This window comes from Pelagibacterium sp. (assembly GCF_035555455.1).
Classification (GTDB): Bacteria; Pseudomonadota; Alphaproteobacteria; order Rhizobiales; family Devosiaceae; genus Pelagibacterium.
The window spans coordinates 17,454-44,255 of the sequence record NZ_DATMGM010000042.1 but is presented as its reverse complement, the minus strand read 5'-3'; the positions used below and the strand labels follow the sequence as shown (position 1 = coordinate 44,255).

23 protein-coding genes, 1 tRNA gene and 1 pseudogene are annotated in these 26,802 nt (G+C 61.9%); 13 read left to right on the top strand and 12 right to left on the bottom strand.

Going from position 1 to position 26,802, the window contains the following annotated elements; genetic code table 11:
- Window positions 1–2 precede the first annotated feature (2 nt).
- A complete protein-coding gene (locus tag VNS12_RS08415) occupies window positions 3–227 on the top strand; it encodes a DUF2274 domain-containing protein (RefSeq protein ID WP_254692976.1) in 225 nt (74 codons plus the stop codon).
- Here VNS12_RS08415 and VNS12_RS08410 read toward each other — a convergent pair.
- Together VNS12_RS08410 and VNS12_RS08405 are read right to left on the bottom strand one after the other, a co-directional pair.
- Window positions 224–1,102 (bottom strand): LysR family transcriptional regulator, encoded by an 879-nt coding sequence (locus VNS12_RS08410; protein WP_254692975.1) that lies wholly within the window; start codon window positions 1,100–1,102, stop codon window positions 224–226. The genes VNS12_RS08415 and VNS12_RS08410 overlap by 4 nt on opposite strands.
- Before the next feature lie 267 nt (window positions 1,103–1,369).
- Window positions 1,370–2,794, bottom strand: coding sequence for an MFS transporter (locus tag VNS12_RS08405; protein ID WP_254692974.1), 1,425 nt, complete (start codon window positions 2,792–2,794; stop codon window positions 1,370–1,372).
- A 574-nt stretch (window positions 2,795–3,368) separates the two neighbouring features.
- Between VNS12_RS08405 and VNS12_RS08400 the strand changes: the two genes are divergently transcribed.
- Window positions 3,369–3,929, top strand: coding sequence for a GNAT family N-acetyltransferase (locus tag VNS12_RS08400; protein ID WP_325487379.1), 561 nt, complete (start codon window positions 3,369–3,371; stop codon window positions 3,927–3,929).
- 969 nt (window positions 3,930–4,898) lie between these two features.
- Window positions 4,899–5,942: pseudogene (locus VNS12_RS15445) on the top strand (recombinase family protein); the annotation flags it as partial.
- A gap of 576 nt (window positions 5,943–6,518) precedes the next feature.
- On the opposite strand, the gene VNS12_RS08380 reads toward VNS12_RS15445, so the two are convergent.
- Window positions 6,519–6,608: transfer RNA gene (locus VNS12_RS08380), tRNA-Ser, on the bottom strand.
- A 203-nt stretch (window positions 6,609–6,811) separates the two neighbouring features.
- Between VNS12_RS08380 and VNS12_RS08375 the strand changes: the two genes are divergently transcribed.
- From VNS12_RS08375 to VNS12_RS08365, 3 genes are all read left to right on the top strand, one after another.
- A complete protein-coding gene (locus VNS12_RS08375; protein WP_325487377.1) occupies window positions 6,812–7,132 on the top strand; it encodes a hypothetical protein in 321 nt (106 codons plus the stop codon).
- A gap of 89 nt (window positions 7,133–7,221) precedes the next feature.
- Window positions 7,222–7,869, top strand: a complete 648-nt coding sequence (msrA, locus tag VNS12_RS08370) for a peptide-methionine (S)-S-oxide reductase MsrA (protein WP_325487376.1) — start codon at window positions 7,222–7,224, stop codon at window positions 7,867–7,869.
- Window positions 7,870–7,936: 67 nt separating this feature from the next.
- On the top strand, window positions 7,937–8,524 hold the full coding sequence (locus tag VNS12_RS08365; protein WP_325487375.1) for a DUF2799 domain-containing protein: 588 nt from the start codon (window positions 7,937–7,939) through the stop codon (window positions 8,522–8,524).
- Window positions 8,525–8,597: 73 nt separating this feature from the next.
- On the opposite strand, the gene VNS12_RS08360 is transcribed toward VNS12_RS08365, so the two are convergent.
- From VNS12_RS08360 to VNS12_RS08330, 7 genes are all read right to left on the bottom strand, one after another.
- On the bottom strand, window positions 8,598–9,230 hold the full coding sequence (locus VNS12_RS08360) for a peroxiredoxin (RefSeq protein ID WP_325487374.1): 633 nt from the start codon (window positions 9,228–9,230) through the stop codon (window positions 8,598–8,600).
- 256 nt (window positions 9,231–9,486) lie between these two features.
- Entirely contained in the window at window positions 9,487–10,488 is a 1,002-nt protein-coding gene (locus VNS12_RS08355) for an ABC transporter ATP-binding protein (protein WP_325487373.1), read from the bottom strand.
- Between the two features lie 80 nt (window positions 10,489–10,568).
- Complete coding sequence (locus VNS12_RS08350; protein WP_325487372.1) at window positions 10,569–11,624, bottom strand: Gfo/Idh/MocA family protein; 1,056 nt, start codon at window positions 11,622–11,624, stop codon at window positions 10,569–10,571.
- Window positions 11,621–12,460, bottom strand: a complete 840-nt coding sequence (locus VNS12_RS08345; protein WP_325487371.1) for a carbohydrate ABC transporter permease — start codon at window positions 12,458–12,460, stop codon at window positions 11,621–11,623. The genes VNS12_RS08350 and VNS12_RS08345 overlap by 4 nt, the downstream gene beginning before the upstream one ends.
- The gene (locus VNS12_RS08340; RefSeq protein ID WP_325487370.1) at window positions 12,460–13,395 is read right to left on the bottom strand and encodes a carbohydrate ABC transporter permease; all 936 of its coding nucleotides are present in this window, start codon (window positions 13,393–13,395) and stop codon (window positions 12,460–12,462) included. Before VNS12_RS08340 ends, VNS12_RS08345 begins: the two co-directional genes overlap by 1 nt.
- A 165-nt stretch (window positions 13,396–13,560) precedes the next feature.
- A complete protein-coding gene (locus tag VNS12_RS08335; RefSeq protein ID WP_325487369.1) occupies window positions 13,561–14,829 on the bottom strand; it encodes an ABC transporter substrate-binding protein in 1,269 nt (422 codons plus the stop codon).
- A gap of 52 nt (window positions 14,830–14,881) precedes the next feature.
- Window positions 14,882–15,856: an N-acetylmuramic acid 6-phosphate etherase gene (locus tag VNS12_RS08330; RefSeq protein ID WP_325487368.1), complete on the bottom strand. Its 975-nt coding sequence runs from the start codon at window positions 15,854–15,856 to the stop codon at window positions 14,882–14,884.
- A gap of 236 nt (window positions 15,857–16,092) precedes the next feature.
- On the opposite strand from VNS12_RS08330, the gene VNS12_RS08325 reads away from it, so the two are divergent.
- Genes VNS12_RS08325 through nagA form a run of 3 tightly spaced genes read left to right on the top strand, consistent with a single transcriptional unit; the run spans window position 16,093 to window position 19,044 of the window.
- Window positions 16,093–16,848 (top strand): GntR family transcriptional regulator, encoded by a 756-nt coding sequence (locus VNS12_RS08325; protein ID WP_325487367.1) that lies wholly within the window; start codon window positions 16,093–16,095, stop codon window positions 16,846–16,848.
- 19 nt (window positions 16,849–16,867) lie between these two features.
- On the top strand, window positions 16,868–17,899 hold the full coding sequence (locus tag VNS12_RS08320) for an SIS domain-containing protein (protein ID WP_325487366.1): 1,032 nt from the start codon (window positions 16,868–16,870) through the stop codon (window positions 17,897–17,899).
- A complete protein-coding gene (nagA, locus tag VNS12_RS08315; protein ID WP_325487365.1) occupies window positions 17,896–19,044 on the top strand; it encodes an N-acetylglucosamine-6-phosphate deacetylase in 1,149 nt (382 codons plus the stop codon). Before VNS12_RS08320 ends, nagA begins: the two co-directional genes overlap by 4 nt.
- A gap of 10 nt (window positions 19,045–19,054) precedes the next feature.
- Here nagA and VNS12_RS08310 read toward each other — a convergent pair whose 3' ends face one another.
- Complete coding sequence (locus VNS12_RS08310; RefSeq protein WP_325487383.1) at window positions 19,055–19,516, bottom strand: RrF2 family transcriptional regulator; 462 nt, start codon at window positions 19,514–19,516, stop codon at window positions 19,055–19,057.
- A 100-nt stretch (window positions 19,517–19,616) separates the two neighbouring features.
- The gene (locus VNS12_RS08305; RefSeq protein ID WP_325487364.1) at window positions 19,617–20,570 is read right to left on the bottom strand and encodes an aldo/keto reductase; all 954 of its coding nucleotides are present in this window, start codon (window positions 20,568–20,570) and stop codon (window positions 19,617–19,619) included.
- Window positions 20,571–21,150: 580 nt separating this feature from the next.
- On the opposite strand from VNS12_RS08305, the gene VNS12_RS08300 reads away from it, so the two are divergent.
- The 4 genes from VNS12_RS08300 (at window position 21,151) to VNS12_RS08285 (ending at window position 26,505) form a co-directional block, all read left to right on the top strand.
- Entirely contained in the window at window positions 21,151–22,728 is a 1,578-nt protein-coding gene (locus VNS12_RS08300; RefSeq protein ID WP_325487363.1) for an ABC transporter substrate-binding protein, read from the top strand.
- Window positions 22,729–22,918: 190 nt separating this feature from the next.
- Window positions 22,919–23,902, top strand: coding sequence for an ABC transporter permease (locus tag VNS12_RS08295; RefSeq protein ID WP_325487362.1), 984 nt, complete (start codon window positions 22,919–22,921; stop codon window positions 23,900–23,902).
- 3 nt (window positions 23,903–23,905) lie between these two features.
- Window positions 23,906–24,844, top strand: a complete 939-nt coding sequence (locus VNS12_RS08290) for an ABC transporter permease (protein WP_325487361.1) — start codon at window positions 23,906–23,908, stop codon at window positions 24,842–24,844.
- Entirely contained in the window at window positions 24,844–26,505 is a 1,662-nt protein-coding gene (locus tag VNS12_RS08285) for an ABC transporter ATP-binding protein (protein ID WP_325487360.1), read from the top strand. The genes VNS12_RS08290 and VNS12_RS08285 overlap by 1 nt, the downstream gene beginning before the upstream one ends.
- The last annotated feature ends 297 nt before the right edge of the window (window positions 26,506–26,802 follow it).

Below are 26,802 nucleotides of genomic sequence, written 5' to 3'. Positions count from 1 at the left end.
CCATGACCAGGCTGAAACTCGGCCCGCTTCCCGACGACAAGCCCGTGAAGGTGACGGTGGAGCTACCCGCGCCGCTTCACCGCGATCTGGTCGCCTATGCCGAGGTGCTGGCGCGCGAAAGCGGCCAGCCCGTCGCCGATCCCGCCAAGCTCATCGTGCCGATGCTTCAACACTTCATCGCCACGGATCGCGGTTTCGCCAAGGCACGGCGAAGTCTGCAACGCTAGATAGTGGCGCGCCTGCATGCAAGATCGAGCAACCCGCGAAGGGCCTTGCCGCGATTGTAAGGGGACCAGACGGCTCCGAATCTGATCGGCTCGGGTTCGTCCATGACCGGAACGAAGGCCACGCCCGAGACAGCGATCCTGCTGGTAGCCTCGCTGACAAGCGTGACGCCATAGCCGGCCCCAACCATCGATAACAAGGTGCAGCGATCTACGTCGCATCGCTGCACCTTCGCTTGAAGCCCACGTTCACCTAGCCGGCGCGCAATGTGTTCATGCGCCTGCGGGCCGGTTCCACCATAACGGACAAGGAAAACATCATCTCGAAAATCGTTCCAAGAAAGGCCATTTCCGTGCGCGCGAGGATCGTTTTCTGCTACCGCGATGAAGAGGGGTTCGGTCCAGAGCGGCCGCGAATGGCAATCGGGAATTTCCTTTATCGCCGCAACGAACGCCACGTCTAGCCGCCCTTCACGAACCCGAGAGATTGCTTCCCGCGCGCGTCCATCAAAAAATTCCATTTCGATATTTGGCCACGCTCGACGATAGGAATGTAATAGTTCTGAGAGGAAACCTACCGATATCGGTGAGGGAACAGCAACTCTAATCCTACCAGCTTTACCGCTCTGGATCATAGCTGCTGTCGATACTGCATGGTCAATTTGCTCGATTCCGACCGCAACCCGTGCGACAAAGTTTTGTCCCGCTTCCGTGAGCCTAACGCCTCGGGTGTTGCGCTCAAATATTGTGATGCCGAGTTCTTCCTCCAGTGCCCGAACTCGTGCGCTAACGCTCGACTGGCTAGTTCCCAACGCGGTAGCGGCATGGCGGAAATTCAAATGCTCGGCAACGGCTATCGCATGCAAAAGTGCGGTCAACGGTACCCGACGGCCTAACCGAGAATACGGAAAACTTTTGTCGCATCGCTCATCATATGAACGCCTTCTCATGATTGGCGCTCCTGAAATTCTCGATTAATCGCAAGCCTCCAGTGCGCTGTATTGCGAAAGACGCACATGCCTTCAACTCCGCGAGATGTTGGCCGCCATGAACAGTCCTCTCCGCACCATGGGATTTCTGTTGGAACTGTGGAGGTGATCGGCCGGGACGGGAGGCGTTAGCGCCTCCCGTAGATTACACTTGTTTTATGACTCGCAGCGGGCTGGAGAATTGGGTTTAACCAGCCGTTTTGAAGCGATACCGCTTGCGATGAACGCGGCAACAACCAGTCCTGTTACTGCAAACCCACTGCTCAATAGATACGGAGACACCCCGGCCATCGATGGCGAGAAACCCATGCCAATGTACAGCGCAACCCCGGTAGAGCCGCCGAGCTGGTCAGCCGCGCGCTGAACACCAGATGCAACTCCAGCATCATCGTCGGTGACGTCAGTTACAGCTACGTATTGCAGTCCGATAAGACCTAAGCCCATCCCAAATGCCGTCAATAGCATTGCAGGCACTAATGCCGATACGGGCGCGTCAACTTGGTCGGCCAGCGCTATCAACATCAATCCAAGCGCCGCGAAGATAATCCCGGCGAGAGAGCAATTGCGTGCCCCCCACCGACCTAGCAACCGAGGAACTACGAGCACTGCAATGACTAGGCAGGCCGCCAACGGCACGAGCATCAAGCCCGACTGCAATGCGGATAATCTAAGCCGATCCTGCAGGGAAAACGTGAAGAGTAGGAAAGAGGTTGATAAGGCTGCGCTCAGGAGAGCGGTGGTGAGATTGGCGCGCGTTCTTGACCGATTGCGAAAGAAGGATAGGGGGATCACGGGATTTCGTGCGCGCCTTTCGACTTTAACAAAAAGCGCTGCTGCTACTAATGCTCCGACAAATGCGAAGAGTGGAAACCACCCAATCTCTCTTTCATTTCCAAATTCAACTATGCCATAGGAAAGTAACAGAGGTGCACAGGTCAGCAGTATCGATCCGAGCACATCGAGGGGTTTGCGATCTCGAGGCTTGTCACGCGGCAATATTGCTGCAGCAGTCACGAGAATGAGTACCACGATCGGAACCGCAATCAGGAATATCCATCTCCACCCGAGAAACTGGACAATTATGCCAGATAGGAGAAACCCTAAGACCAGACCGCAACTGGAGATAGCCGCCCATATGCTTAGGGCCCTTGAGCGAGCAGAACCGTCCGGGAAGAGTAGCACAATCATCGCCATGGCGGCCGGAAGGGCCAACGCCTCTCCGACCCCCTGGAGTATCCGAGCAATAACAAGAACGAAGAACGAGCCTGCCAAACCCGCTGCAAGGGAAGCCAGGCCAAAAACAATTGCTCCGATGAAAAGAAGATTGCGACGCCCGAAGGCATCAGCCAGACGTCCGCCGAGCATCAGCAGCCCGCCGCCCGTGACAGTATAGGCGATAACGACCCATGGCAGCGTGTTCTGCTCAACGTCAAACGCGCGACCGATTGAAGGCAGCGCGATATTGACGATAGTTACATCGACCGCGATGAGAAATTGCAATACCGACAGGCAGGTAAGTACGACCCATGGACGTACCGCCAACGCGCGATTAGACCGCGCCATAAGAATATATCGAAACACAGGAAAAGTCCGCTGCTGTAGTGAGAACAACGGCGAAGCAACACATGCTACGCCGAGCTAACTCCCAGCGACGGAACGTGAAAAATGCCTAAGAACGTTCCGCCGCTAGCGGAGCGTTCTGGTCACTGCGGAGGCAGCTGCGGCCGATTCAGGATCAAGACTAATCATGGGCAGAAAAATGCCATAGCATCTTCAATATGTCAATTGGGACGATCTATAGTCTTGTCACGCATGCCGACTAGTTGGAAGAATGTCGCGCGCCGAGGTACACGCCGCGCGCTTGAGCAACGAGTTTTTTCCAGTGCGGCCCGCGCACGGGAGCGTCAGCTGAAACGGCCTTGCCGCAGCCGATCCCGTCAAACTCATCGTGCCCATGCTGGAGCGGTTCATCGTTACGGATCGCGCTTCGCCAAGGCACGGCGGAACTTCCATAAAACTGAGATTGGCTGCTTCCGACCCCGTTTCAGTTGTTCATGCCAGGAGGCAAGGATGCTTAAACCGGACCTTGCGGGTGGCTGTGGTTTTGGATCATATCTGTCGAATATTTCGAGATCTTTGCGGCAGAGTGCTTCCCATGTCGAATCAGTCGGTGCTTAGAACTGGCGTTAAGGTGATTGAGCGAGTCAGCAAGCTATCTGCCGTTGCCGTGGCAAGCGCAGATTTTTCCTTTACCGTATTTGAAAAAGCGCTCCTTCCTTTCAACGAGGAAGGTTTGGGGAAGATCAAAACAATTCCGGCCTACGAGAAAACTTGTGTTCGCGATGATGATCTCTATGTCGAGCCGAATGATACTTGTCGCATGATTGCGACGGCCAGCGTGAAAGGGGAGGTTGTCGGTTATGTCGCTGTTTCTCGGTCTTGGAATGGGTGTGCGCAAATCGATGAAATCATGATTTCACGGCCTCACCGTGGGGCCGGAATAGGTCGAGCGCTGATGGACGAGGCGGTGCTCTGGGCCAAGCAGAACAATCTGTCGATCATGCGAGTGGAAACTCAGAATACCAACGTCGCAGCGTGCCGTTTCTACGAGCGCTACGGTTTCAAGTTGGGCGGCTTTGATCGTCACCTGTACGATGCCGTTGACACAGATCAGCGCGCCGAAACTGCTTTATTCTGGTATCTTCCTCTCGGCTGACAGTGGCCGTCTACGGTGCTTAGCCGCTTGACCCTCTCGACGCTGGAAGACCGCTTCCACGCACTGCCAGACCAAAAGCCGCCCTTCGGCTTCCCACCCCACCCCAAGTATGCCATAGAATTGAGTCTAAGGGTGCCGCCAGCGCATATGCTCAAATGCGGCACGCTACAGGCCGCAGACCTCCCTCCATGGTTCGATTGATTGCGGAGTTGTGACGCTCCGAATTCACTAGAATCAAGGAGTTTTCTATGTGCGCGGAGCCCCATCAGACCCGAGAAGAACGGCCTCTACAGCCTATTCACACTGCACTTCCCAACGATCTGTTCGACTACGCTGACGATCCTGCGCCACGCATCAGCCCGCCTCGCGGCGGTCCGTCCCATGTTTTCGATGTCGAAAGGCTCCCCGTCATCGACGACTGGCCGGAGTATGTGCCAATCACCGAGGCTGAAATCCAAGTCTTCGAGCGTTGGTTTGCCGATTTCTTTGACGAGATGTTCGGCCCAATCGATCTGCCTGATGACTTAAAGAGGTTATCGTATTATGATAACGAAAAACCTTAGCCGGATGATCGGGCGATGCCATGTCAATATTGAGGGTCGGTATTGCCGACCCAGAGGAAATGAAATCGCGAACCCAGCGAATCGCTAGAGGCGAGGAAAGGCCTCGCACTGGCGAGCCAACTGTGTGGTTTGCTTCGACCATGTCATTCGCGAAGCTCCTCTCACCAGCCAATTGCGAGTTGCTTCGCCTAATTCGTGAACAGGAGCCGGAATCGCTGGAGGAACTGGCACAGATCACGGGGCGCGCGAAATCCAACCTGTCCCGAACACTCAAAACCATGGCGGCCTGCGGCCTTGTCCGGATGGAGAAGGGCAAGGGGCTCAGGCTGGTGCCCAGGCTCATCCATGACCGGGTAGAGCTGGTCCTGCCATTGGTCGAACGCCGCAAGACGAAAGGAACCCGCAAATGAACGCTAAATCGCCAACCGTTGCCGTGCGGGCCGCTCTCTATCTGCGCGTCTCGACCACGCGGCAGGCCGAACACGATGTTTCCATTCCCGACCAGAAGCGGCAAGGCGAAGCCTGGTGCGAGTCGCGCGGCTTTCAGCTTGTCGAGACCTTCGTTGAGCCCGGTGCCTCGGCGACCAATGACCGGCGGCCCGAGTTCCAGCGCATGATCGAAGCGGGCACGTCCAAGCCTGCGCCCTTTGACGTTGTCGTGGTCCATTCGTTCAGCCGCTTCTTCCGCGATCACTTCGAGCTGGAGTTTTACGTCAGAAAGCTCGCCAAAAACGGCATCAAGCTGGTCTCCATCACTCAGGAAATGGGCGATGATCCCATGCACGTCATGATGCGGCAGATCATGGCGCTGTTCGATGAATATCAATCCAAGGAAAACGCCAAGCACGTCACCCGCGCCTTGAAGGAAAACGCCCGTCAAGGCTTCTGGAACGGTTCGCTGCCACCGGTCGGCTACCGGGTCGTAGATGCCGAGCAGCGCGGTGCCAAGACCAAGAAGAAGCTGGAGATCGACCCGTTGCATGCCGACACGATCCGCTTGATCTACCGTCTTGCGCTGGAAGGCGATGGCGATAGCGGCCAGATGGGCGTGAAGGCCATCGTCAAGTATCTTAACGCCAAGGGTATCTTCACCCGCGACGGTGGTCGTTGGGGCATCGGCCAGGTTCACCGCGTTCTGACGCGCCGCACCTATATCGGTGAACATGAGTGGGGCAAGCGCAGCAAACATAATGATGCGCGCTCACCCGGTGAGATCGTCATCGTGCCAGTTCCGGCGATCATCGAGCGCGAAACGTTCGATCAGGTTCAGGCACTACTACAGGCGCGCAACCCCAAGACCGAAATGCCTGCTCGCGTGGTCATAGGGCCGACCTTGCTGACCGGCATCTGCTATTGCGGCAACTGCGGAGGGGCGATGACCATCCGCACCGGCAAAAGCGGACGCTACCGCTACTATGCCTGTTCCATCAAGGCCCGACAGGGCGAGACAGGTTGTAAAGGCCGAGCGATCCCGATGGACAAGCTCGACACCATGGTCGTCAACCATATTGAAGATCGGCTGCTTGATCCTGAACGGCTTGAGGACCTCCTCGGCAGCGTTCTCGGCCGCCGCTCTGAACAGGCCGAACGGCGCAAGCAACACATCGATGAGTTGGAACGACGGGCCACAGAATCGGAACTGCGCCTGAAGCGGCTCTACGATGCCATCGAGGCGGGAGTGGCCGATCTGGATGATCCGGCGTTGAAGGAGCGGATAGTTGGCCTGAAGGTTATTCGCGACCAGGCCCGTGTGGATGCCGACCGCGCGCAAGCCATGCTCGATAGTCCCGGCCACTCTGCAATCAGTCCCGAGATGATACGGCGCTTTTCGAAAGTTGCGCGCGACCGTATCCGCAACCGTGAGGGCGGCTATCGGCGGGATCACCTGCGGGCACTGGCGCAACGAGTCGAGGTCGCAGACGATGCCGTTCGTATCATGGGATCGAAGACGGAACTGCTGAGAATGCTTTCTTCTGGAAACGTGCGGCCATCGGCGGCGATTGGCGTGCCCAGAAGCGGACCGAAGTGGCGGAGAGAGAGGGATTCGAACCCTCGAGACGGTTCCCCGCCTACACACTTTCCAGGCGTGCGCCTTCGACCACTCGGCCACCTCTCCGTGTGAGAGCCGATTATCCGGCTTTGCGCTCCGTGCCAAGGGGAAAGACGTAAAAAGCTGTGAAACTTTGCCGCACAGGGCAATAAGCCATCCGATTCTTGCCCAAATGCGCGCCGGTTAAGCAAACCGGGGGAAACCGATTGCGTTCCTTCGGCGCCTGCGGTTTACAATCGGGGGCCCTTCCAAGGCGGGATTTGAGTGGTATGCGTGCGGTGTTGCGGGTTTTGGCGGCGGGCTTTCTGGCTTTGGCGCTGGTGTTGCTGGTTTCCGATGGCACGGCCATGCTCGCAGCCGACAGCTTTGTGTTCACGCCACTCGCCACAACCATTGCCAGCTTTTTCCCCGGGCTTTTGGACTCGGCGCAATCCGCATTGGCGGCGCTGCATCCCTTGCTGTGGGAACCCGCCATCACTACATTGCTCTCGTGGCCGGGATGGGCCGTAACCGGGGCCATCGGGCTGGCGCTGGCGGTCGCGGGGCGATCACGTTCGCGCCACGGCGTCATCAGCATCGATCCGTACTGACGGGGATTTTGCCCTGCCCGTCGCCCGGAACCCTGTTGCCGTCCTTGCCATTGCCCTTTTCCATCCGGGCCCCGATTGGAGGTTCTGCCATGATCTCGTCGCTGTTTTCCCGCCCTACGACCCTGCCGGCCGCTGACGAGGCCCTGCCGGGCCGCGCCGCGCCCATGGAGGTTGCCGCCGCCCATTTCGTATCCGGCCATCCGCTGAAAGGCCCGTACCCCGAGGGCGCCGAAATCATCTATTTCGGGCTGGGCTGCTTCTGGGGGGCCGAACGCCTGTTCTGGACGCTGCCCGGGGTCTATGTCACCGCCGCAGGCTATCAGGGGGGCGCAACGCCCAATCCCGATTATGACGAGGTGTGCACAGGCCGCACCGGCCACGCCGAAACGGTGATGGTCGTCTATGAGCCGGACAAGATTTCCCTCGATACGCTGCTCAAGACCTTTTGGGAGGAGCACGACCCCACCCAGGGCATGCGGCAGGGCAATGATGTGGGCACGCAATACCGCTCGGCGATCTACACGACCACCGAAGCCCAGTTCGAAACGGTGCAGGCCAGCCGCGAGCGCTTTGACCGGCAGTTGAAAGCCGCAGGCAAGGGCCCGACCACCACCGAGATCGCTCCCGCCGGTCCGTTTTATTTCGCCGAAACCTATCACCAGCAATATCTGGCCAAGAACCCCAATGGCTATTGCGGCTTGAAGGGCACCGGCGTTTCCTGCCCGCTTCCCGCATAGGGCAGCCCAAACCTTGCCAGCCCGGACCATGTCGCCTTATGGTGGACACTGCTCTGGGGAGGATGCGATGTCCCGCCTGCTGATGGTTGCCCTGGCCCTGTTTGGCGCGCTGCTGCTTGCCTCCTGCGCGACGCTGACCAAGGAGCAATGCCAGGCGGGCGACTGGCGCTCCATCGGCTTTAACGATGGCAGCCGGGGCCGCCCGGCCAATTATGTCTCCAACCATGTGGATGCCTGCGCCGAATACGGCATTTCTCTCGACAACGCTCTCTATCAGGCGGGCCGCAGCGATGGGCTGGGATCCTATTGCCGCCTCTCCACCGCCGAAACCACCGGGCGGCGGGGCGAACGCTATTATGGCGTCTGCGAGGGCCCTGTGGGGGCGGCGTTCGCGCGGGTGCACCGGGCGGGCGAGGCCGTCTATGAGGCGAAGTCGGAGCTTTCGTCGCTGGACAGCGAAATCGATGGCCTGATGCGCCAATTGCGCCGGGAAGGCATTTCCGAGGATGAAATGCGCGCCCTCTCGCGCCAGATCACGTCCTTGCAACGCTCGCGCTGGCAGCTGGAATCCGAGGTACGTCGGGCCGAGCGGAGCCTCGCCTCGATCCGCCGGGCCGAGGAAGTGCGACTGGCGCAGGCCGGGATCGCCTACTGATCGCGCAGCATTCCGTTCTCCCCAAAAAGAAAAGGGCCCGATCGGGCCCTTTTTGATATGCAGTGCGGAGCGGTCAGGCGCCGGGCTGCTTGACCATGCGCAGATAGGGGCGCAGCTCGTTCCAGCCTTCGGGAAACTTTTCCTTGGCCTGCTCATTGGTGACGGCCGGCACGATGATCACGTCGTCGCCGTTCTCCCAGTTGACCGGGGTGGCCACCTGGTGCTTGGCGGTCAGCTGAAGGCTGTCGATCACCCGCAGGATTTCATCGAAATTACGACCGGTCGAAGCCGGGTATTCGATCTTGAGTTTGACCTTCTTGTCCGGGCCGATCACGAACACCGACCGCACGGTCAGCGAGTCATCGGCATTGGGGTGGATCATGTCGTAGAGGCGGGCAATGGTGCCATCATCGGCGATCAGGGGGAAGTTCAGCGCCGCGCCCTGGGTTTCCTCGATGTCCTTGGCCCAGCCGGCGTGGTCTTCGAGCTTGTCGACCGAAAGCCCGAGAACCTTGACGTCGCGCTTTTCAAATTCGGGCTTGAGCTTGGCAGTGTAGCCCAACTCGGTCGTGCACACCGGGGTGTAGTTCTTGGGGTGCGAAAACAGGACCGCCCAATGGCCATCGATATAATCGTGGAAGCGAATTTCGCCTTCGGTGGTCTGCGCGGTAAAGTCCGGAGCGATGTCGCCGATCAGAATGGACATGGCTGTTCTCCTTGTTGCAGCGCCGCCAAGCCCTTGGCCGGGGCGCCGGATGTCGTTAGCGATAATATGGTCCGCGCCGGGCCGAAGCGGTAGCGCAGGGCGCGGAACGTTTTGGCAAAATCGGGCCGGGAACGGGCAAGCCGTTTCGATTCCGCGCCAACCCGGAGCATGGTCCGTTACCGGGGGATATGGCCCGGATCGCGTCCCGGATCAATAAGCTGTTTTGACGCCGGGTCTTGGCGCCGTGATGAGACGTTCAGCGCAACGCCCGGCCCTCGGCGTCAAACAGATGGCGCTTGGACGCATCGAAGGTGACGAACACTTTCGAGTCCGGGGCAAAATAGTGCTCCCCGAACAGCCGCGCGGTCAAAAGCCCGACCTTGTCATTGCGCAGATAGAGATTGGTATCGGCGCCCAATTGTTCGATATGAACCACCTCGCATTCGAGATCGCCCGAGGATGGGGACACCGAGATGTGCTCGGGGCGAATGCCCAGAGTTTTCGCCCCCTGTTCCCCCAGCGCCGCCGCATCGAGCAGGTTCATCTGCGGCGAGCCGATGAAACTGGCGACGAACGTGTTGGCCGGGCGACTGTAGAGCTCCATGGGCGAGCCGATCTGCTCGATCCGGCCTTCATTCATCACCACGATCTTGTCGGCCAGCGTCATCGCCTCCACCTGATCGTGGGTGACATAGACCATGGTGGCCGACAATTCCCGGTGCAGGCGGGCGATTTCGAGCCGTGTGTTGACCCGCAGCGCCGCATCGAGGTTGGACAGCGGTTCGTCGAACAGAAACAGTTTTGGCTTGCGCACCACGGCGCGGCCGATAGCGACGCGCTGGCGCTGGCCGCCGGACAATTCGGCGGGGCGACGCTCCAGCAGCGGGTCGAGCCCGAGCATTTTGCTGGCCACCGCCACCCGCTCGTCGATTTCCGACTTCGCCGCCCCTTCCTGCTTCATGGCCAGGCTCATATTGCCCCTGACCGTGAGGTGGGGATAGAGCGCGTAGCTCTGGAACACCATGGCGATGCCGCGCTTGGCGGGCGGGGTAGCGTTGACCACCTTGCCGGCGATTTCCACCGTTCCGGCGGTTGCGTCCTCCAGCCCGGCAATGATGCGCAACAGGGTGGATTTCCCGCAGCCGGACGGGCCGACAAAGATGACGAACTCGCCATCCTCGACCGCCAGATCGATGCCGTGCAACACATCAACCGAGCCATAGGCCTTCTTGATGCCTTTAAGTTCGAGGGCGGTCATTCAGCGTGTCCTCTTAAGATTGTTGTGACCCCTGACCCAGGGCAGGGCCACGGGACCAATGCTGTGCGGGGCCAGTGTCCTCACAAATCCACCACCTTCCCGGTGCGCACGCTTTCATCGGCGGCAAGGCAGATGCGCAGGGACTGCACGGCGTCGTGCATGTGGCGCGTCAGATCGAGATCGCCGGTGATGGCGTCGTGCACATAGGCCTGCTCGCGGGCGCACAGGGCATCGTGGCCCGGCTCACCCTCCATCGAGAGCATTTCGTCCTCGAACACGAACTCGCCCTTGCCGTCGAGATCGGCCCGATGGATGCGGATGCGATCGGTCTTGGTGTGGGTTTCGTGATCGGACGATTTGGCCGCCTCGTCCATGACGATCGAGACCGAGCCTTTGGGGGTCATGATGTCTTTGACGAAAAACGCTGTCTCCGAGATCATCGGGCCCCAGGCCGCCTCGTACCACCCCACCGAGCCGTCCTCGAACGTCACCTGCAAGTGGCCGTAATTGTACATGTCCGGCGCGATCTCGTCGGAGAGCCGCACCCCCATGCCGCGCACCTGCACCGGCTTGGCGTCGGTGATCTGGCACATGACGTCGACGTAGTGCACCCCGCAATCGACCAGCGGCGAGGTGGTTTCCATTAGTGTCTTGTGGGTCCGCCAGAACCGGCCCGCCGATTGCTGGTTGAGGTTCATGCGGAACACATAAGGCCCGCCCAGCTCCCGCGCTTCCTCGATCAGCCGCACCCAGGAGGGGTGATGGCGCAGGATATAGCCAACCACGAGTTTTTTATTGAGCCGGGTGGCCGCTTCCACCACCCGTTCGGCGTCGGCCACTGTGGTTGCCAGCGGCTTTTCGACGAACACATGCGCACCCGCTTCCATGGCGGCCACCGCATAATCGGCGTGGGTATCGGAATAGGTGTTGATCGAAGCGAGGTCCGGGCCGGTCGCGGCCAGCGCCTCGTAGAAATCGCTGAAATGCGGATAGGATTCCAGCCCCTCGGGCACCGGCGCGGTGCCGCGGGTCACAAGCCCGACAATCTCATAGCCGGGGTGGTTGTGATAGGCGAGCGCGTGGGCGCGCCCCATATTGCCCAGCCCTGCCACCAGAACGCGGATGGGTTTGCTCATTTGACAGCTCCCGAAGTGATACCGCGGATCAGCTGCCGCGAGAAAACAAGATAAAGGACAAGGACCGGAATGATGGCCAGCGTCAGCGCCGCCAGCACCGCGTTCCAGTTGGTGACGAACTGGCCGATAAAAACCTGCGCGCCCAGCGTCACCGTCTTGGTGGATTCCGCCGGTGCGAGGATCAGCGGGAACCACAGATCGTTCCAGATCGGGATCATGGTGAACACCGCCACCGTCGCCATGGCCGGGCGGACCAGCGGCAGGACGAGGGTGAAAAAGATGCGGTATTCCGACAGCCCATCGACCCGCCCGGCATTTTTGAGGTCATCGGACACGGTGCGCATGAATTCGGAGAGGATGAAGATCGCCAGCGGCAAGCCTTGCGCGGTATATACCAGAATCAGCGCCGTTAGCGTGTTGACCAGCCCGGTGGCGACCATCAGCTGCAGGATGGCCACCGTCCCCAGCCGGATCGGGATCATGATCCCGAGCGCCAAATACAGTCCCATCAGCAGATTACCCCGGAACCGGTATTCCGAGAGCGCAAACGCCGCCATGGCGCCGAACAACAGCACACAGGTGAGCGAGACCACCGTCACCACCAGCGAGTTCTGGAAATACAGCAGGAAATCGCCCTGCTGGGTGACGGTTTCAAAGCCGATCAGCGAAAACGTCTCGTCATTGGGCAGCGCCAGCGGCGAATTGAAGATGGCGCGCCGCTCCTTGAAGGCGTTGATGACAATGACGAACACCGGAAACAGCGCGATCAGCGTATAGGCGATGAGCACCGCATGCGCGGCGATGGCGCGCGGCAGGGAGGAACGGGCAATAGCCATCAGAACTGATACCTCCGCAGGCGCGTCTGGATACCGAACAGGTAGATCGCGACCCCGACCAGAATGATGAGGAACATCATGGTGGCGATGGTCGAGCCCATATTGGGATCGCCAAGCTGGAGCTGGAACCCAAAGAAGGTGCGATAGAGCAGGGTGCCGAGCAGGTCGGTCGAGAAATTGGGCCCGGCCTGCGCGCCCTGGCTGACATAGATCAGGTCAAAGGCGTTGAAATTACCCACAAAGGTCAGGATCGAGATGATGCCGACAGTGGGCAGGATCAGCGGCAGCTGGATCTTGAAAAATTGCTTCATGCCGGTCAGGCCGTCGATTTCCGCCGCCTCGATCACTTCATCGGGGATCGAGAGCAGCGCCGCGTAGATCAGCATCATGGGGATGCCCACGAACTGCCACACCGACACCAGCGCCAGGGTGGTCAGCGCCGAGCCTTCCTGCCCCAGCCACGAGCCGAACAGATGCTTGAGGCCGATGGCGTCGAGCATCGAGGGCGCGATCCCCCACAGCGGCGACAGGATCAGCTTCCAGACAAAGCCAACGATCACAAACGAGAGGATCGTGGGGATGAAAATGGCGGTGCGGTAAAAGCCGCGCATTCGCAGATTGGGGTTCGACAGGATCGCCGCGAGCAACACCCCGATCGGGTTCTGCACCAGCATATGGACGACAAAGAACCACACGTTGTTTTTCAGCGCGTTCCAGAAACTGGCCGCCCAGCGCGGATCGCCGAACAGGGTCTGGAAGTTTTTCAGCCCCACAAACGCCCGCTCGCCATCAACGGTATTGAACAGCGATTGCACCAGCGTGGAAAACAGCGGGATGATCATGATGGCGGTATAGACCAGCACGGCAGGCGCCAGAAAAATCGCAACGTGCCAGCGCCGGCCTGGTTTGTGCTGATCGGGTGTGGCTGCCGCCATTGGATGATCCCCTCAAGGTTGGAGACGGGCGGCTTTCGCCGCCCGGAGTTTTTTCGTCAGGGCCCCTCACCCCAGCCTCTCCCCGGCGGGGAGAGGGAGGTATGGGGCTGTCGGCTGGCCCTAACCCCTCCCTTTTTGGGGAGAGGGGTGCCCAGCGCGCTCTTTTTACTCGTACATGCCCGGGGTGTACCAGCTGTCGAGGCCGTCCTGGATGGCCTTGGCCGCTTCTTCGGCGGTCTCGGTGCCGGCCAGAACATTGGCCGCATGCAGCCAGTTGTCGTTCTCAAGGTTGGGCGTGCCGCGCGACAGGATCTGGTAGGTCGGGCGGATGCTGGATTCGCAATTCTGACGCCAGGAGACGAACTCATTGGCCAGCGCGTTATCGAGTTCAACCGGCTCGTTCGACAGCGCGAAGAACCCGGGCAGGGCGTTGGAATACAGCCCCGCGAACTCGGCGGAAGCCACCCAGTTGAGGAAGGCGCGCGCCGCTTCGGGGTTGTTGGCGTTGGCGTTCATGCCGATGCCGATATCGGTGTGGTCCGAAATGTAGCACTGGTCCCCTTCAGCCGGGATCGGCGGCGGGAACGCGCCCATGGCGAAGTCAGCCTGTTCCTCAAACAGCGAGATTTCCCACGATCCGGCCGGGAAGATGGCGGCGCGGCCCAGGGTGAACAGGTTCTGGCTGTCGGGATAGGTCTGGGAGTGATAACCATCGCCGGTGTAATCGGCCCAGCGGCCCAGGACGCGCAGCGGCTCGGTCCATTCCTCATCGGTGAATTTGGCATCACCGGCGATCAGCGCCAGACGGCCTTCTTCGCCGTGCCAATAGGCCGGCCCGATATTGTGGTAGCCCATCGAGGCCGCTTCCCACTGGTCCACCGACCCCATGGCGAGCGGGATATAGGACCCGTCCGCCTTGATGGCATCGAGCACGGCAAAGAACTCCGCTTCCGTGGTCGGCTCTTCGAGCCCCAGTTCGGCAAACGCATCGGCGTTATAGATAAAGCCGTGGATCACCGAGGCCATGGGAACGCAGAACACTTCCGACCCATCGTCTGTCGACCATGCCGATTTGGCGACATCGGGGAAGTTCGCCATGCCTTCAAGATCGGTCAGATCGGCAAGATAGCCCTGCTGATAGAGCGCCAGCGAGGCGTCGAACGGGCGGCAGGTGATGATATCGCCCGCCGAGCCTGCATCGAGCTTGGCATTGAGCGCGGCGTTGTATTCGGTCGGCGCGGTGGGCGCGAAGTTGAGCTTGATACCCGGATGGGACGCCTCGAAGGCCGGGATCAACGTGTTCTGCCAGATCGGCAGGTCGTCATTGCGCCAGCTTTCGATGGTCAAGGTCACGTCCTGGGCAAGCAGCGGACCCGCTGCCAGCGCCAGGACAAGCCCGGCGCTGGCGCCAAGCAATGTTGACTTCGTCGTCATGATGGTTCCTCTCATTTGTTATCCCGCCCGGTTTGCCGCGCGGGGGTTCCCTTTATTGCTGTGCGTCAGAGCCGGTCAGAAGCGCCAGCGCCCCGCGCACCACACCGCCCGAACGCGCGAGCAGATCGTGCGCCTCGGTCAGGTTCCTCCCACCCGCCGCCATGATGATGGCGGGCTTGACGTCATCGTCCGCCGCGACGAGCGCTTCTGCGGCGGCTTCGAAATCGACCCCGGCAACGCTGGCGATGATGCCGGCGGCGCGATGGCGCAGCTTGGCGTTGTCGGCGGTTACATTGACCATGAAATTGTCGTGCACATGCCCCATCCGCACCCCGACGAGGGTGGAAAGCATGTTGAGGGTCGCCTTTTGCGCGGTGCCTGCTGCCATGCGGGTCGAGCCGGAAATCACCTCCGCCCCGGTGTCCAGCAGGATGGCGATATCGGCTTCGGCCAGCAGCGGCGCGCCCGCGTTGCCCGCAATTGCGACGGCGCGCGCTCCGGCTGATTTCGCCGCGCGCAATCCCGCCAGCGTATAGCGCGTCGTACCGCTGGCTGAGAGGCAGACGACACAATCGCCCGCCCCGATGCCAGCCTCGGCAATATCGGCCTTGCCCATCTCGGCATCATCTTCGGGGCCGCCGAGCAGCTCCTCGGTCATGGCCATCCCGCCCGCCATCAGGATGACGATACGGTCGCGGGCGATACCATAGGTTTGCGGAATTTCCAGCGCATCGCCCAAGGCGATCAGAGCCGGGCTCCCCGCCCCCATATAAACCAGCCGCCCGCCCCCCTTGAGCGCATCGGTGGCCAGATGCGCCGCGGCGGCAATATCCGGCCTCGCCGGGGTTACCGCATCGAGGCCGCGCTTCTGGCTGTCGAGCAGGGCGGCAAGGACCGCCTCGTCGTCCCAGGCGTCGAGGCCACTATAGCGGGGATCGGCAAATTCGGTCGCAGGAAGAGGCGCAGGGGCTGCCACGCCGACCGGCAGGCTCCCATCGTGATCAGCATGTAGCTTGCGCATATCCATGCATGGTCCTCCTCTGGCTTCGATAATGCCAAAAAAGTACCACTTGTCCAGTGGAAGTTACGCGCTGGCGCGTTAGTGGAGGTTACTGGCCTCAACCCAGGCCCTTTATCGGATGTTTTTGCCGCCTTGGGGGCAATTTACGAATTTTCAGTTCTGACACCTTGGCCAATGGTCTATTATTGGTATTATGCGGCAACGGGATCGCCCCGGCGGTTCGCGGGCGTTGGAGCGCAGCGATGGACGCGAGCATCGAGGAGACTTTCCGGCAGGCCGCCACCCGCGGCGGAGGGCCGCTTTACCTGCGCCTGCGCCGGTCGATCGAGGACGCGATCCGGTCCGGGCTCATTCATCCCGGCGACGCCCTGCCCTCGGAACGCGACATTGCCGCCACTGCCGAAGTGTCCCGCGTCACCGTCCGCAAGGCGGTTCAGGACCTGGTTGTCGAAGGCATCCTGATCCAGCGCCATGGCTCGGGCACCTTCGTCACCCCGGAAGTGCAGCGGGTCGAGCAGTCGCTCTCCAGCCTGACCTCGTTCACCGAGGACATGGCGCGGCGCGGCATGAGCCTGAGTTCCCAATGGCTCGACCGGGGGCTGTACGATCCGTCCCCCGAGGAAACGGTGATTCTGGGCCTTGGGCCGAGCGAAAAGGTCGCCCGCGTCGCCCGGTTGCGCATCGCCGACAACAATCCACTGGCTATTGAGCGCGCCTCGCTGGCCGCCTCGGTGCTGCCCAGGCCGGAAACGCTGGGCTCTTCGCTTTACGAGCGGCTGGGCGAATCCGGACACCGCCCGGTGCGCGCCATCCAGCGTATTGCCGCCGTCAATCTCGAACGGCATGATGCGGGCCTTCTCAACGTCGCGCCCGGCGCGGCAAGCCTTCGAATTGAACGCAGATCCTACCTGGCCTCAGGCCGGGTCATCGAGTTCACCCGATCCATCTATCGTGGCGACGCCTATGATTTCGTCGCCGAATTGCGGTTGCAGAACTAGCGAGGTTGTCTTTACCAGCATGACGCAGACTTTCATGAAGCGCGAAATCGCCGAGATCCCCCAGGTCGTCTCCCGGTTGCTCACCGAGGGGCGCGGCGCCATCACCGACGCCGCCAACGCCTTCCGCGAGGCCGATCCGCGCGTGGTGGTCACCGTGGCGCGCGGCTCGTCCGATCATGCGGCAACCTATTTCAAATATGCGTGCGAATTGACCACCGGCGTTCCGGTGGCCTCGGTCGGCCCGTCGATCGCCTCGATCTATGGCGCAGCGCTCAAGCTCGATCGCGCCGCCGCCATCGGCATTTCCCAATCCGGCGGCAGCCCCGATATCATCGCGCTGCTCGAAAGCGCCCGCCGCTCGGGCGCAACAACGGTGGCCATCACCAACACGGCCTCGTCGAAACTCGCCGAGGGCGCCAACAGCGTCGTCGACATCCTCGCCGGCACCGAAAAGTCGGTTGCCGCGACCAAGACCTTCGTCACCTCCGCTGTCGCCGGTCTGGCGCTGGTTGCCGACTGGTCCGGCGACGAAGCGCTTCTGGCCGCCCTCGATACGCTGCCCACTGCGCTGGAACAGGCGCTGACCACCGACTGGTCGGCCCTTGTTGACGCCACTGTCGGTGCCAGTTCGCTCTATGTGCTCGGACGCGGCCCCGGCGCGGCCATCGCCAGCGAAGCGGCGCTCAAGTTCAAGGAAACCTGCGGCCTGCATGCCGAAGCCTATTCGAGCGCGGAAGTCCTCCATGGCCCGGCGGCCATCGTGCAAGACGGCTTTCCCGTTCTGGCGCTGTGCGCCGGTCCAGCCGACAAGGCGCGGGCCTCGGTGCTTGAAACCAGCGCACGGCTGGAAAAGCAGGGCGGCAAAGTGTTCGTTACCGATCCCGAGCCGGGCACGGGCATCGCCTTGCCGGTGGCCCGCACCGGACACCCGCTCACCGATCCGATCGCACTCGCCGTATCGTTTTACAATTTCGTCGAGACGCTGGCCCGCGCCCGGGGCTTCAACCCCGACGAGCCGCCCCATCTGCGCAAAGTGACGGCTACGGTATGACCCTACACGCCTTCTCCGGGGCCGCGATCTTTGACGGCAGCAACTGGCACCACGAGCACATCCTGCTCGTTGCCGACGGTGTCGTTGCCGCCATCGTTGCTCCTGAGAAGGTGCCCGAGGGCGCGATCCCGGTCGCGCTCGACGGGGGCATGCTGGTTCCCGGCTTCGTTGATCTTCAGGTCAACGGGGCCGGAGGCGTGCTGTTTAACGAAGACCGCAGCGTCGCGGGGCTGGAAACGCTGTGCGCCGCCAATTTCCAGTTCGGCACCACCGCCCTTCTGCCCACGCTGGTGACCGATACGGTCGAGGTGACCCGCGCCGCGCTTGATGCGGGCATCGCCGCCCACCGAGCCGGTGTACGCGGTTTTGCTGGCCTGCACATGGAAGGCCCGCACCTGTCTTTGGCCCGCAAGGGGGCGCACGATCCGGGCTATATACGGCCCATGGAAACTTCCGACCTGGAGACGCTGATCGCGGCGCGGGCCGGATTACCGACCCTTCTGACCACGGTGGCGGTGGAATCGGTCACCCCCGATCAGATCGCCGCGCTGGCCGAGGCCGGCATTATCGTCTCGATCGGTCATTCCGACGCCACGGCAGACGCCGCCGCCACCGCCTTTGCGGCGGGCGCTTCTATGTCCACGCACCTGTTCAATGCCATGAGCCAATTGGGCAATCGCGAACCGGGGTTGGTTGGCGCGACCCTCGCCGGGGCCGGCTGGGCCGGGCTGATCGCCGATGGCATCCACGTCCACCCGGACACGATCGGCATCGCCCTGCGCGCCAAGGCCAGGCCGGGGAAAATCTTCCTCGTCACCGATGCCATGTCGCCCATGGGCACTGACATGACCGGCTTCACCCTCAACGGGCGGGAGATTGTACGCGAAAATGGCGCGCTGCGGCTGGCCGATGGCACGCTGGCCGGAGCCGACCTGACCATGATCGATGCGATCCGCTACATGCACCACACCGTCGGCCTGGACCTTGATGAGGTGCTGCGCATGGCGGCGCTCTATCCGGCGCAAGCCATTGGCCGCGCCGATGACCTTGGCCAGCTGGGCCAGGGCGCAGCCGCATCGATGGTGCATCTGTCCGACGGGCTGGAGATCGGCGGCGTGTGGATCGGCGGCGAAAAGGTGTTTTAGGCCTGAAGGCCTAAGCCCGCTCCGCCTGTGCCTCTGCACCGACCTGCGCCAGAATATCGATTTCACCCACCGCATCGGCCAGCGTCGTGCGATCGAGCACCGCGCGGGTTGCGTCGGTGACCTTGGCAAACACGTGGCGGATTTCACAATCCTCCTCGCTGCGGCAATCGATGCAGCGGCGATAGGCGATCTTTGACAGGCACGGCAGGGGCGCGATCGGCCCGTCGACGATGCGCAGCACTTCGCCGAAACTGATCTCGGACGGGGTCTTGAGCAGCAGGTAGCCCCCGGTCTTGCCGCGCCGCGACATCAGGATGCCGTTGCGCTTGAGTTCGAGCAAGATCTGCTCAAGGAACTTCTTGGGGATGTCCTGCTCGGTCGCGATCTCCGAAATCATCAGGCTTTCCCCCGCGCCGGCACGGGTCAGCGCCACAAGGGCGCGCAACGCATAACGGGCTTTTTGGGAAATCATCGACACGAGGGATGGTCACTCCGCAAATGTGGCAGTCCTGTCTTAAGTGCCCGGACCGGGGGGTGCAAGGTCTTTGCCCCCGCTCCGGGCCGAACGCCCCTCAAAGCCCCTCGCCTGCCGCGGTGAGGGCGGCAAGCTGGTCGGGGCTGAGGGTGAGCCGCGCTCCGCGCACGAGGCTTTCGACCTGCTCCACGCTGGTTGCCGACGCGATCGGGGCGGTGACGCCGGGCTGGGCGGCCAGCCAGGCCAGGGCGATTTCGGCCAGCGCGGCACCGGTCTCCTGCGCCACCCCATCCATGGCCGCCAGAATGGCCAGGCCGCGCGGGTTGAGATATTTGCCCATGCTGCCGCCGCGCCGCGATTTGGAGAAATCGGCCTCCGAGCGGTATTTCCCGGTCAGAAAGCCCGCCGCCAGCCCGTAATAGACGATCACCCCCAGCCCCTCGCGCAGCACAAGGTCCTGCACCTCGCCCTCAAACGCGCCGCGGGCATAAAGATTATATTCGTTCTGCACCGTCTCATAACGCGGCAGGCCATTGGCGTCGGCCACCGCCAGCGCCTCGCGCAGCAGCGCCCCGTCATAGTTCGAGCAGCCGATATGGCGCACCTTGCCGCTGACGAGCAGGTTCTCGAAAGCGCGCAGGGTTTCCTCATGGGTCACAGTGGGGTCGGGCCAATGGGCCTGATAGAGATCGATCTGCTCGATGCCCAATCGGCGCAGGGAGGCCTCGCAGGCGCTTTCGATATAGGCCCCTGAAAGGTCGGTGCCGTCCCTGTCGAGCCTTGTTCCAGCCTTGGTGGCGATGACGAGGCCATCGCGATTGCCGCGCGCCTTCAGCCAGGCCCCGATGATGGTTTCGGACTCCCCGCCCGCGTTACCCTCCACCCATTTGGAATAGGAATCGGCGGTATCGATGGCGGTAAAGCCGCGCTCGGCGAACGCATCAAGCACCGCAAAGCTCTGCGCTTCATCCAGCGTCCAGCCAAACACGTTGCCTCCGAGCACCAGCGGTTCGATGGAAAGCGATGTGCGGCCAAGCGGACGAAGGGTCATCGGGAGGCTCCTTGGTGGTGAACGGGAGGTGGCGCAAGAGCAAGAACACAGCGCCGGGTAAAGGCTAGCGCCAGCGCGCCCGATGCGCAAGGCAGCGGCGCGGTCCGGGCGCAACAGCGCTTACGCCCCTCTGCGGGGGCCTGATCACCAAATGCGCAGGAAATTTATTTTGGCGTTTTTGCTGGCAGATCGTACCGCTAGGTACGCCGGAACCGCCCGGAATATGGCGATATTTTGACCGCCCGGTCAAGAAAGGGCAGCAACGTTGACGTAAACGTCCCGCCCTTACCCATTGCGCAATCAAACAAAAGACGCTTTGTTGCCACTTCGGCGCGCAACGCCCCGGCGTTGCTGGCCCCAAGTCGCAGGGAGGACAATCATGCATAACAACACACCCTGCACATCGATCAACACAGAGAGCTTTGCCGTCTGACCGTGCCGTTTCGACATATTGGACCCCAAAGTCGGTATCTCGTCGCGGACGTCACGCCGGGAGCACTCTTAAAATGATGGCAACCGCCACCGGCGGCCCACCGGGGTCGCCGGTGGCGCGCATCTATCCAAAGGGGAAACACTCGACATGAGAAACACGCTTACCGGCATCGCGGCGGCTCTTCTGGCCTCGTCCATGCTCGTTGGTGCGGCCAGCGCGGAAACCTTGCGCTGGGCCCGCAATTCCGATGCGCTGACCCTGGACCCGCATTCGCAGAATCAGGGCACAACGCACACCTTCAACCACCACATCTACGAAACCCTGCTCGACCGCGACACCGAGGGCAATCTCCAGGCGCGCCTGGCGACCGATTGGTACGTCAAGGATGGCGACGAGACCGTCTGGGTGTTCGAGCTGCGGGAAGGCGTCACCTTCCATGGCGGCGAGGAATTCACCGCCGAGGACGTTGTGTTCTCGATCGAGCGCGCCAAGTCCGACCACTCCAACATGCGCCAGCTGCATGCCGATGTGGCCAGCGTCACCGCCGTCGACGACCACACCGTCGAATTCCAGATGAACGGCCCCTCGCCGCTCTATCCCAACAACGTCACCAACACCTTCATCATGGACAAGGGCTGGTCGGAAGAGCACGATCTGTACGAAGTTCAGGATTTTGGCGCCGGTGAAGACAATTACGCCGTCCGCAACACCAATGGCACCGGGCCTTACGTGCTGACCGAAAGAGACCCTGACGTGCGCTCGGTCATGGTGCTCAATGAGAACTGGTGGGGCGAGACCCCCGCGGTCACCGAGATCATCTATACCCCGATCACCGACAACGCCACCCGCGTCGCCGCGCTGCTCTCGGGCGAGGTCGATCTGGTTCAGGACGTTCCGGTGCAGGACATCGAACGGCTGGCCGGCACCCAGGGCATCAAGGTCGAGACCGGCCCTGAAAACCGCACCATCTATTTCGGCTATGCCATGGATGACGAGCCGCTTCTGTCCTCCAACATCACCGACGAGAACCCCTTCGCCAACCCGCTGGTGCGCGAAGCCATGGAGATCGTTGTCGATCGCGACGCCATCCGGCAGGTCGTGATGCGCGGCCAGTCGATCCCCACCTGTCTCAACCTGCCGCCGTTCGCCAACGGCTGGACCGAGGAACTCTCGGCCTGTCCGGCGGTGGATGTCGAGCGCGCCCGCGCGCTGATGGACGAGGCCGGTTATGGCGACGGGTTCACCGTCACCCTCGACACGCCCAATGACCGCTACGTCAACGACGAAGCGATCTCCCAGGCCGTCGTCGGCATGCTCGGCCAGATCGGCATCGACGTGACCCTGGCCTCGCGCCCGGTGGCACAGCACTCGCCGCTGATCCTCACCAACGAGACCGACTTCTATCTGCTCGGCTGGGGCGTTCCGACCTTCGACTCCGCCTATGTGTTCAACGACCTGGTCCACACCAAGGACGGCGAATACGGCACCTACAATATCGGTCTGTATTCCAACCCCGAAATCGACGCAAAGATCGTGTCGCTGGGCACCATGACCGACCTTGATGCCCGCGATCAGACGATTGCCGAGATCTGGGAGCAGGTGCAGGCCGACCGCGTGTTCCTCACCGTCCACGTCCAGGAACTGGCCTATGCCATGCGCGATGACATGAGCCTCGCCGTGCATCCGGAAAACCAGCCGTCCATGGCTTCGGTGACCTTCCAGTAGCGGAACCGCCAATCCACGCCGCGTCATGACCCCTCATGGCGCGGCGTTTTTTTGGCATCGCCCGAACCGCTTCATGCGGTCTTCGATTGTAGCGAGCGATAATTCCGATATTCTTCACTGAGCCCCGAACGTCTGCGGCCCCATGCAGGCGCCGACGGGACCGCGACACGCGATAGCGGAGACCACTTCGATGCTGGCCTTCATTCTCAAACGGCTCGGGCAGTCCATACTGGTCATGCTTGCCGTCGCTTTCATCTCGTTCATGATGTTCCGCTATGTGGGCGACCCGGTCGCTTCCATGGTCTCCCAGGAGGCAACCATTGCCGACCAGGAGCTGCTGCGCGATCGGCTCGGGCTGAACGATCCCTTCTACGAACAGTTCTTCCGGTTCCTGGGCAATGCGGTGCAAGGCCAGTTCGGCATTTCCTACCGGCTGCAAACCCCGGTGGCCGATCTGATCCTCTCGCGCCTGCCCGCCACCATCGAATTGGCGTTCACCTCCTCGGCCATTGCCCTCATCCTGGGGATCGTGCTGGGCGTGTTCACCGCGCTCAACCCCAAGAACTGGGCCTCGGCGGCCATCATGGCCTTTTCGCTGGTCGGTGTGTCGCTGCCCACCTTCCTGATCGGCATCGGGCTGATCTACATCTTTGCCGTCGAATTGCAGTGGCTGCCCAGTTTCGGGCGCGGTCAGGTGGTCAATCTGGGCTTCTGGACCACGGGCTTTCTCACCGAAAGCGGCATCCGCTCGATCATCCTGCCCGCCATCACCCTCTCGCTGTTCCAGATGACGCTGATCATGCGGCTGGTGCGGGCGGAAATGCTCGAAGTGCTGCGCCAGGATTACATCAAGTTCGCCCGCGCCAGAGGGTTGTCCAAGCGCGCCATCAATTTCGGCCATGCGCTCAAGAACACGCTGGTGCCGGTGATCACCATCACCGGGCTGCAGCTTGGCTCGGTCATCGCCTTCGCCATCATCACCGAAACGGTGTTCCAGTGGCCCGGCGTCGGCTCGCTGTTCATCAACTCGGTGGCGGTCGTCGATGTGCCGGTGATGTCGGCCTATCTGATGTTCATCGCGTTCGTCTTCGTCGTGATCAATCTGATCGTGGATATCCTTTATTATATCGTCGACCCCCGCTTGCGGATCGGCGGCCCGGCCAGGGGGAACTGACCCATGAGCGAACTGTCCGCACAAGCGCCCCGGGGCCCGATCGGCAAGATCATCGATTCCGATATCTTTTATTCCTATCGCACCTCGCCGGTGGCCATCGTCGCTTCGATCGTCGCCGTAGTGTTGATCCTGGCCGCCGTGCTCGCGCCCTGGATCGCGCCGTATGATCCGTTCAACCCGCGCACCCTCAATCTCATGGACGGGTTCACCAAGCCCATGAGCGAGAGCTTTTCGGGCAATTATTTCCTGATGGGCGCCGACCATCAGGGGCGCGACGTGTTTTCCACCATCCTGCATGGCAGTCGCGTGTCGTTGTTTGTGGGGCTCTCGGCGACCTTGTTTTCCATGACGCTGGGGGTCGGGCTGGGGCTGGTCGCCGGGTATCGTGGCGGGCTGGCCGATGCCGTCATCATGCGCGTGGCCGACGTGCAGCTGTCGTTCCCGGCCATCCTCATCGCCCTGTTGATCTTCGGGGTGGCGCGGGGCCTCATTCCCCCCAGCCAGCAGGAAAACACCGCCCTGATCGTTCTGGTGCTGGCCATCGGGCTGGCCAACTGGGCCCAGTTCGCCCGAACCGTGCGCGGGGCCACCATGGTGGAACGGCAAAAGGATTACGTCTCGGCGGCCCGCATCATGGGGGTCAATCCGTTCTTCATCCTCATCCGCCACATCCTGCCCAACGTCGTCGGGCCGGTTCTGGTCATCGCCACCATCGGGCTGGCGCTGGCCATCATCGAGGAGGCGACGCTGTCCTATCTGGGGGTCGGGGTCCCGCCCACCCAGCCCTCGCTGGGAACGCTGATCCGCATCGGACAGCAATTCCTGTTCTCCGGTGAATGGTGGATCCTGTTCTTCCCCGGGATCACCCTTATCCTGCTTGCGCTTTCGGTCAACCTTCTGGGCGACTGGCTGCGCGACGCGCTCAATCCGAGGCTGCGCTGATGACCCAACCGCTTCTGTCCGTCCGGGACCTCAGTGTCGTCTTCCATCTGCGGCGCGGCGATTTCACCGCCGTCAATTCCATCTCGTTCGACATCATGCCCGGCGAAGTTCTGGGCGTGGTCGGCGAATCCGGGGCCGGCAAATCGATGACCGGCACCGCCATCATGGGGCTGGTCGATCGGCCCGGCGAAGTGACCGCGCGCGAAATCCTGCTCAAGGGCGAACGCATCGACGGTCTGGGTGAAGAGGCCATGCGCAAGATCCGGGGCAAGCGGATCGGCATGGTGTTCCAGGATCCGCTGACCTCGCTCAACCCGCTTTATACTGTGGGCGAACAGCTGATCGAGACCATCCGCCGCCATTTGCCGCTCTCTGCCGCCCAGGCGCGCCAGCGGGCCATCGACCTTCTTGCCGATGCGGGTATCCCCAAGCCCGAGGAGCGGATCGATTCCTATCCGCACCAGTTTTCCGGCGGCATGCGCCAGCGCGTGGTGATCTCTTTGGCGCTGGCCGCCGAGCCTGAACTGGTGATTGCGGACGAACCCACATCGGCGCTCGACGTGTCGGTTCAGGCCCAGATCATCAAGGTCTTGAAACGCCTCTGCGCCGAGCGCGGCGTCGCGGTGATGCTGATCACCCACGATATGGGGGTGATCGCCGAGGCCGCCGATCGCATGATCGTCATGAACAAGGGCGAGATCGTCGAGACCGGCTCGGTGGCCGACATCATCCTGCGCCCCAAGGAGCCCTATACGATCAAGCTGATCGAGGCCATTCCCTCGATCAAGGCGCAGAACCCGCGCTTTGCCGCCGCCACGGCGCGCGGGGAAGGCTTTGCCGCCGACAATATCGACACCCCTTTGGTGTCGGTCGAAAATCTCGTGCGCGAGTTTGATCTGTCGCCCTCGATGCTGGCCCGCATCACCGGGCGCAACCGCAAGATCGTCAAGGCGGTCAACGATGTGTCCTTTGTCATCCGCAAGGGGCAGACCTATGGGCTGGTCGGGGAATCGGGGTCGGGCAAATCGACCTGCGCGCGCATGATGGTGGGGCTATTGGAGCCCACCAGCGGCACGGTGCGGCTCGAAGGCACCGACATCTGGCGCGATCGCAATGCGTCCGCCAAGCGGCGCTCGAAAATCCAGATGATCTTCCAGGACCCCTATGCCAGCCTCAATCCCCGCTGGCGGGTGGGCGCGATCATCGCCGAGCCGATGCGGGCGCTGGGGATTTCCCACAATGCCACCGAGATCGGCGATCGGGTGGCCGATCTGTTGGAAAAGGTGCGGCTCGACCCAGCGGCCATGCGCAAATATCCCCATGAATTCTCCGGCGGCCAGCGCCAGCGCATCGCCATCGCGCGGGCGCTGTCGAGCCAGCCCGAATTCATCATCTGCGACGAGCCGACCTCGGCGCTCGACGTGTCCGTTCAGGCCCAGGTGCTCGAACTGATGAGCCAGCTGCAGGAGGAATTCGGCCTCACCTATCTGCTGATCAGCCACAACCTCGCCGTCATCCGCCAGATGGCCGACGCCGTGGGCGTGCTCCACAACGGAGTGCTGGTCGAAGACGGCCCGGTCGAGGACATCTTCGGCGCGCCACAAGCCGACTACACCCGCATGCTCCTCGACGCCGTCCCCGACATCGCCAAAGTGGCGTAAGATCCGGCGCCGCAGCGGGCCTTCGTCCCTTCTCCCCCAGTGGAAGAAGGGGCGGGGGTGAGCACTGGACGAGCAATAAAACGCCACGCTTACGACCACCGCACCCTCTGCCGGTTACTGGATCCCGGATCAAGTCCGGGATGACTCTGAGTAAATTGGCAGTTGGTGGACAGCATCCGTCCCGCATCACCATCCCGCTCATCTCCCCCACCGCCACACCCCCCACCGCCGTCATCCCGGACCTGATCCGGGATCCAGTACACTCCGCGCTTTTGTTCTCCGCCCGCGGCCCTGCAC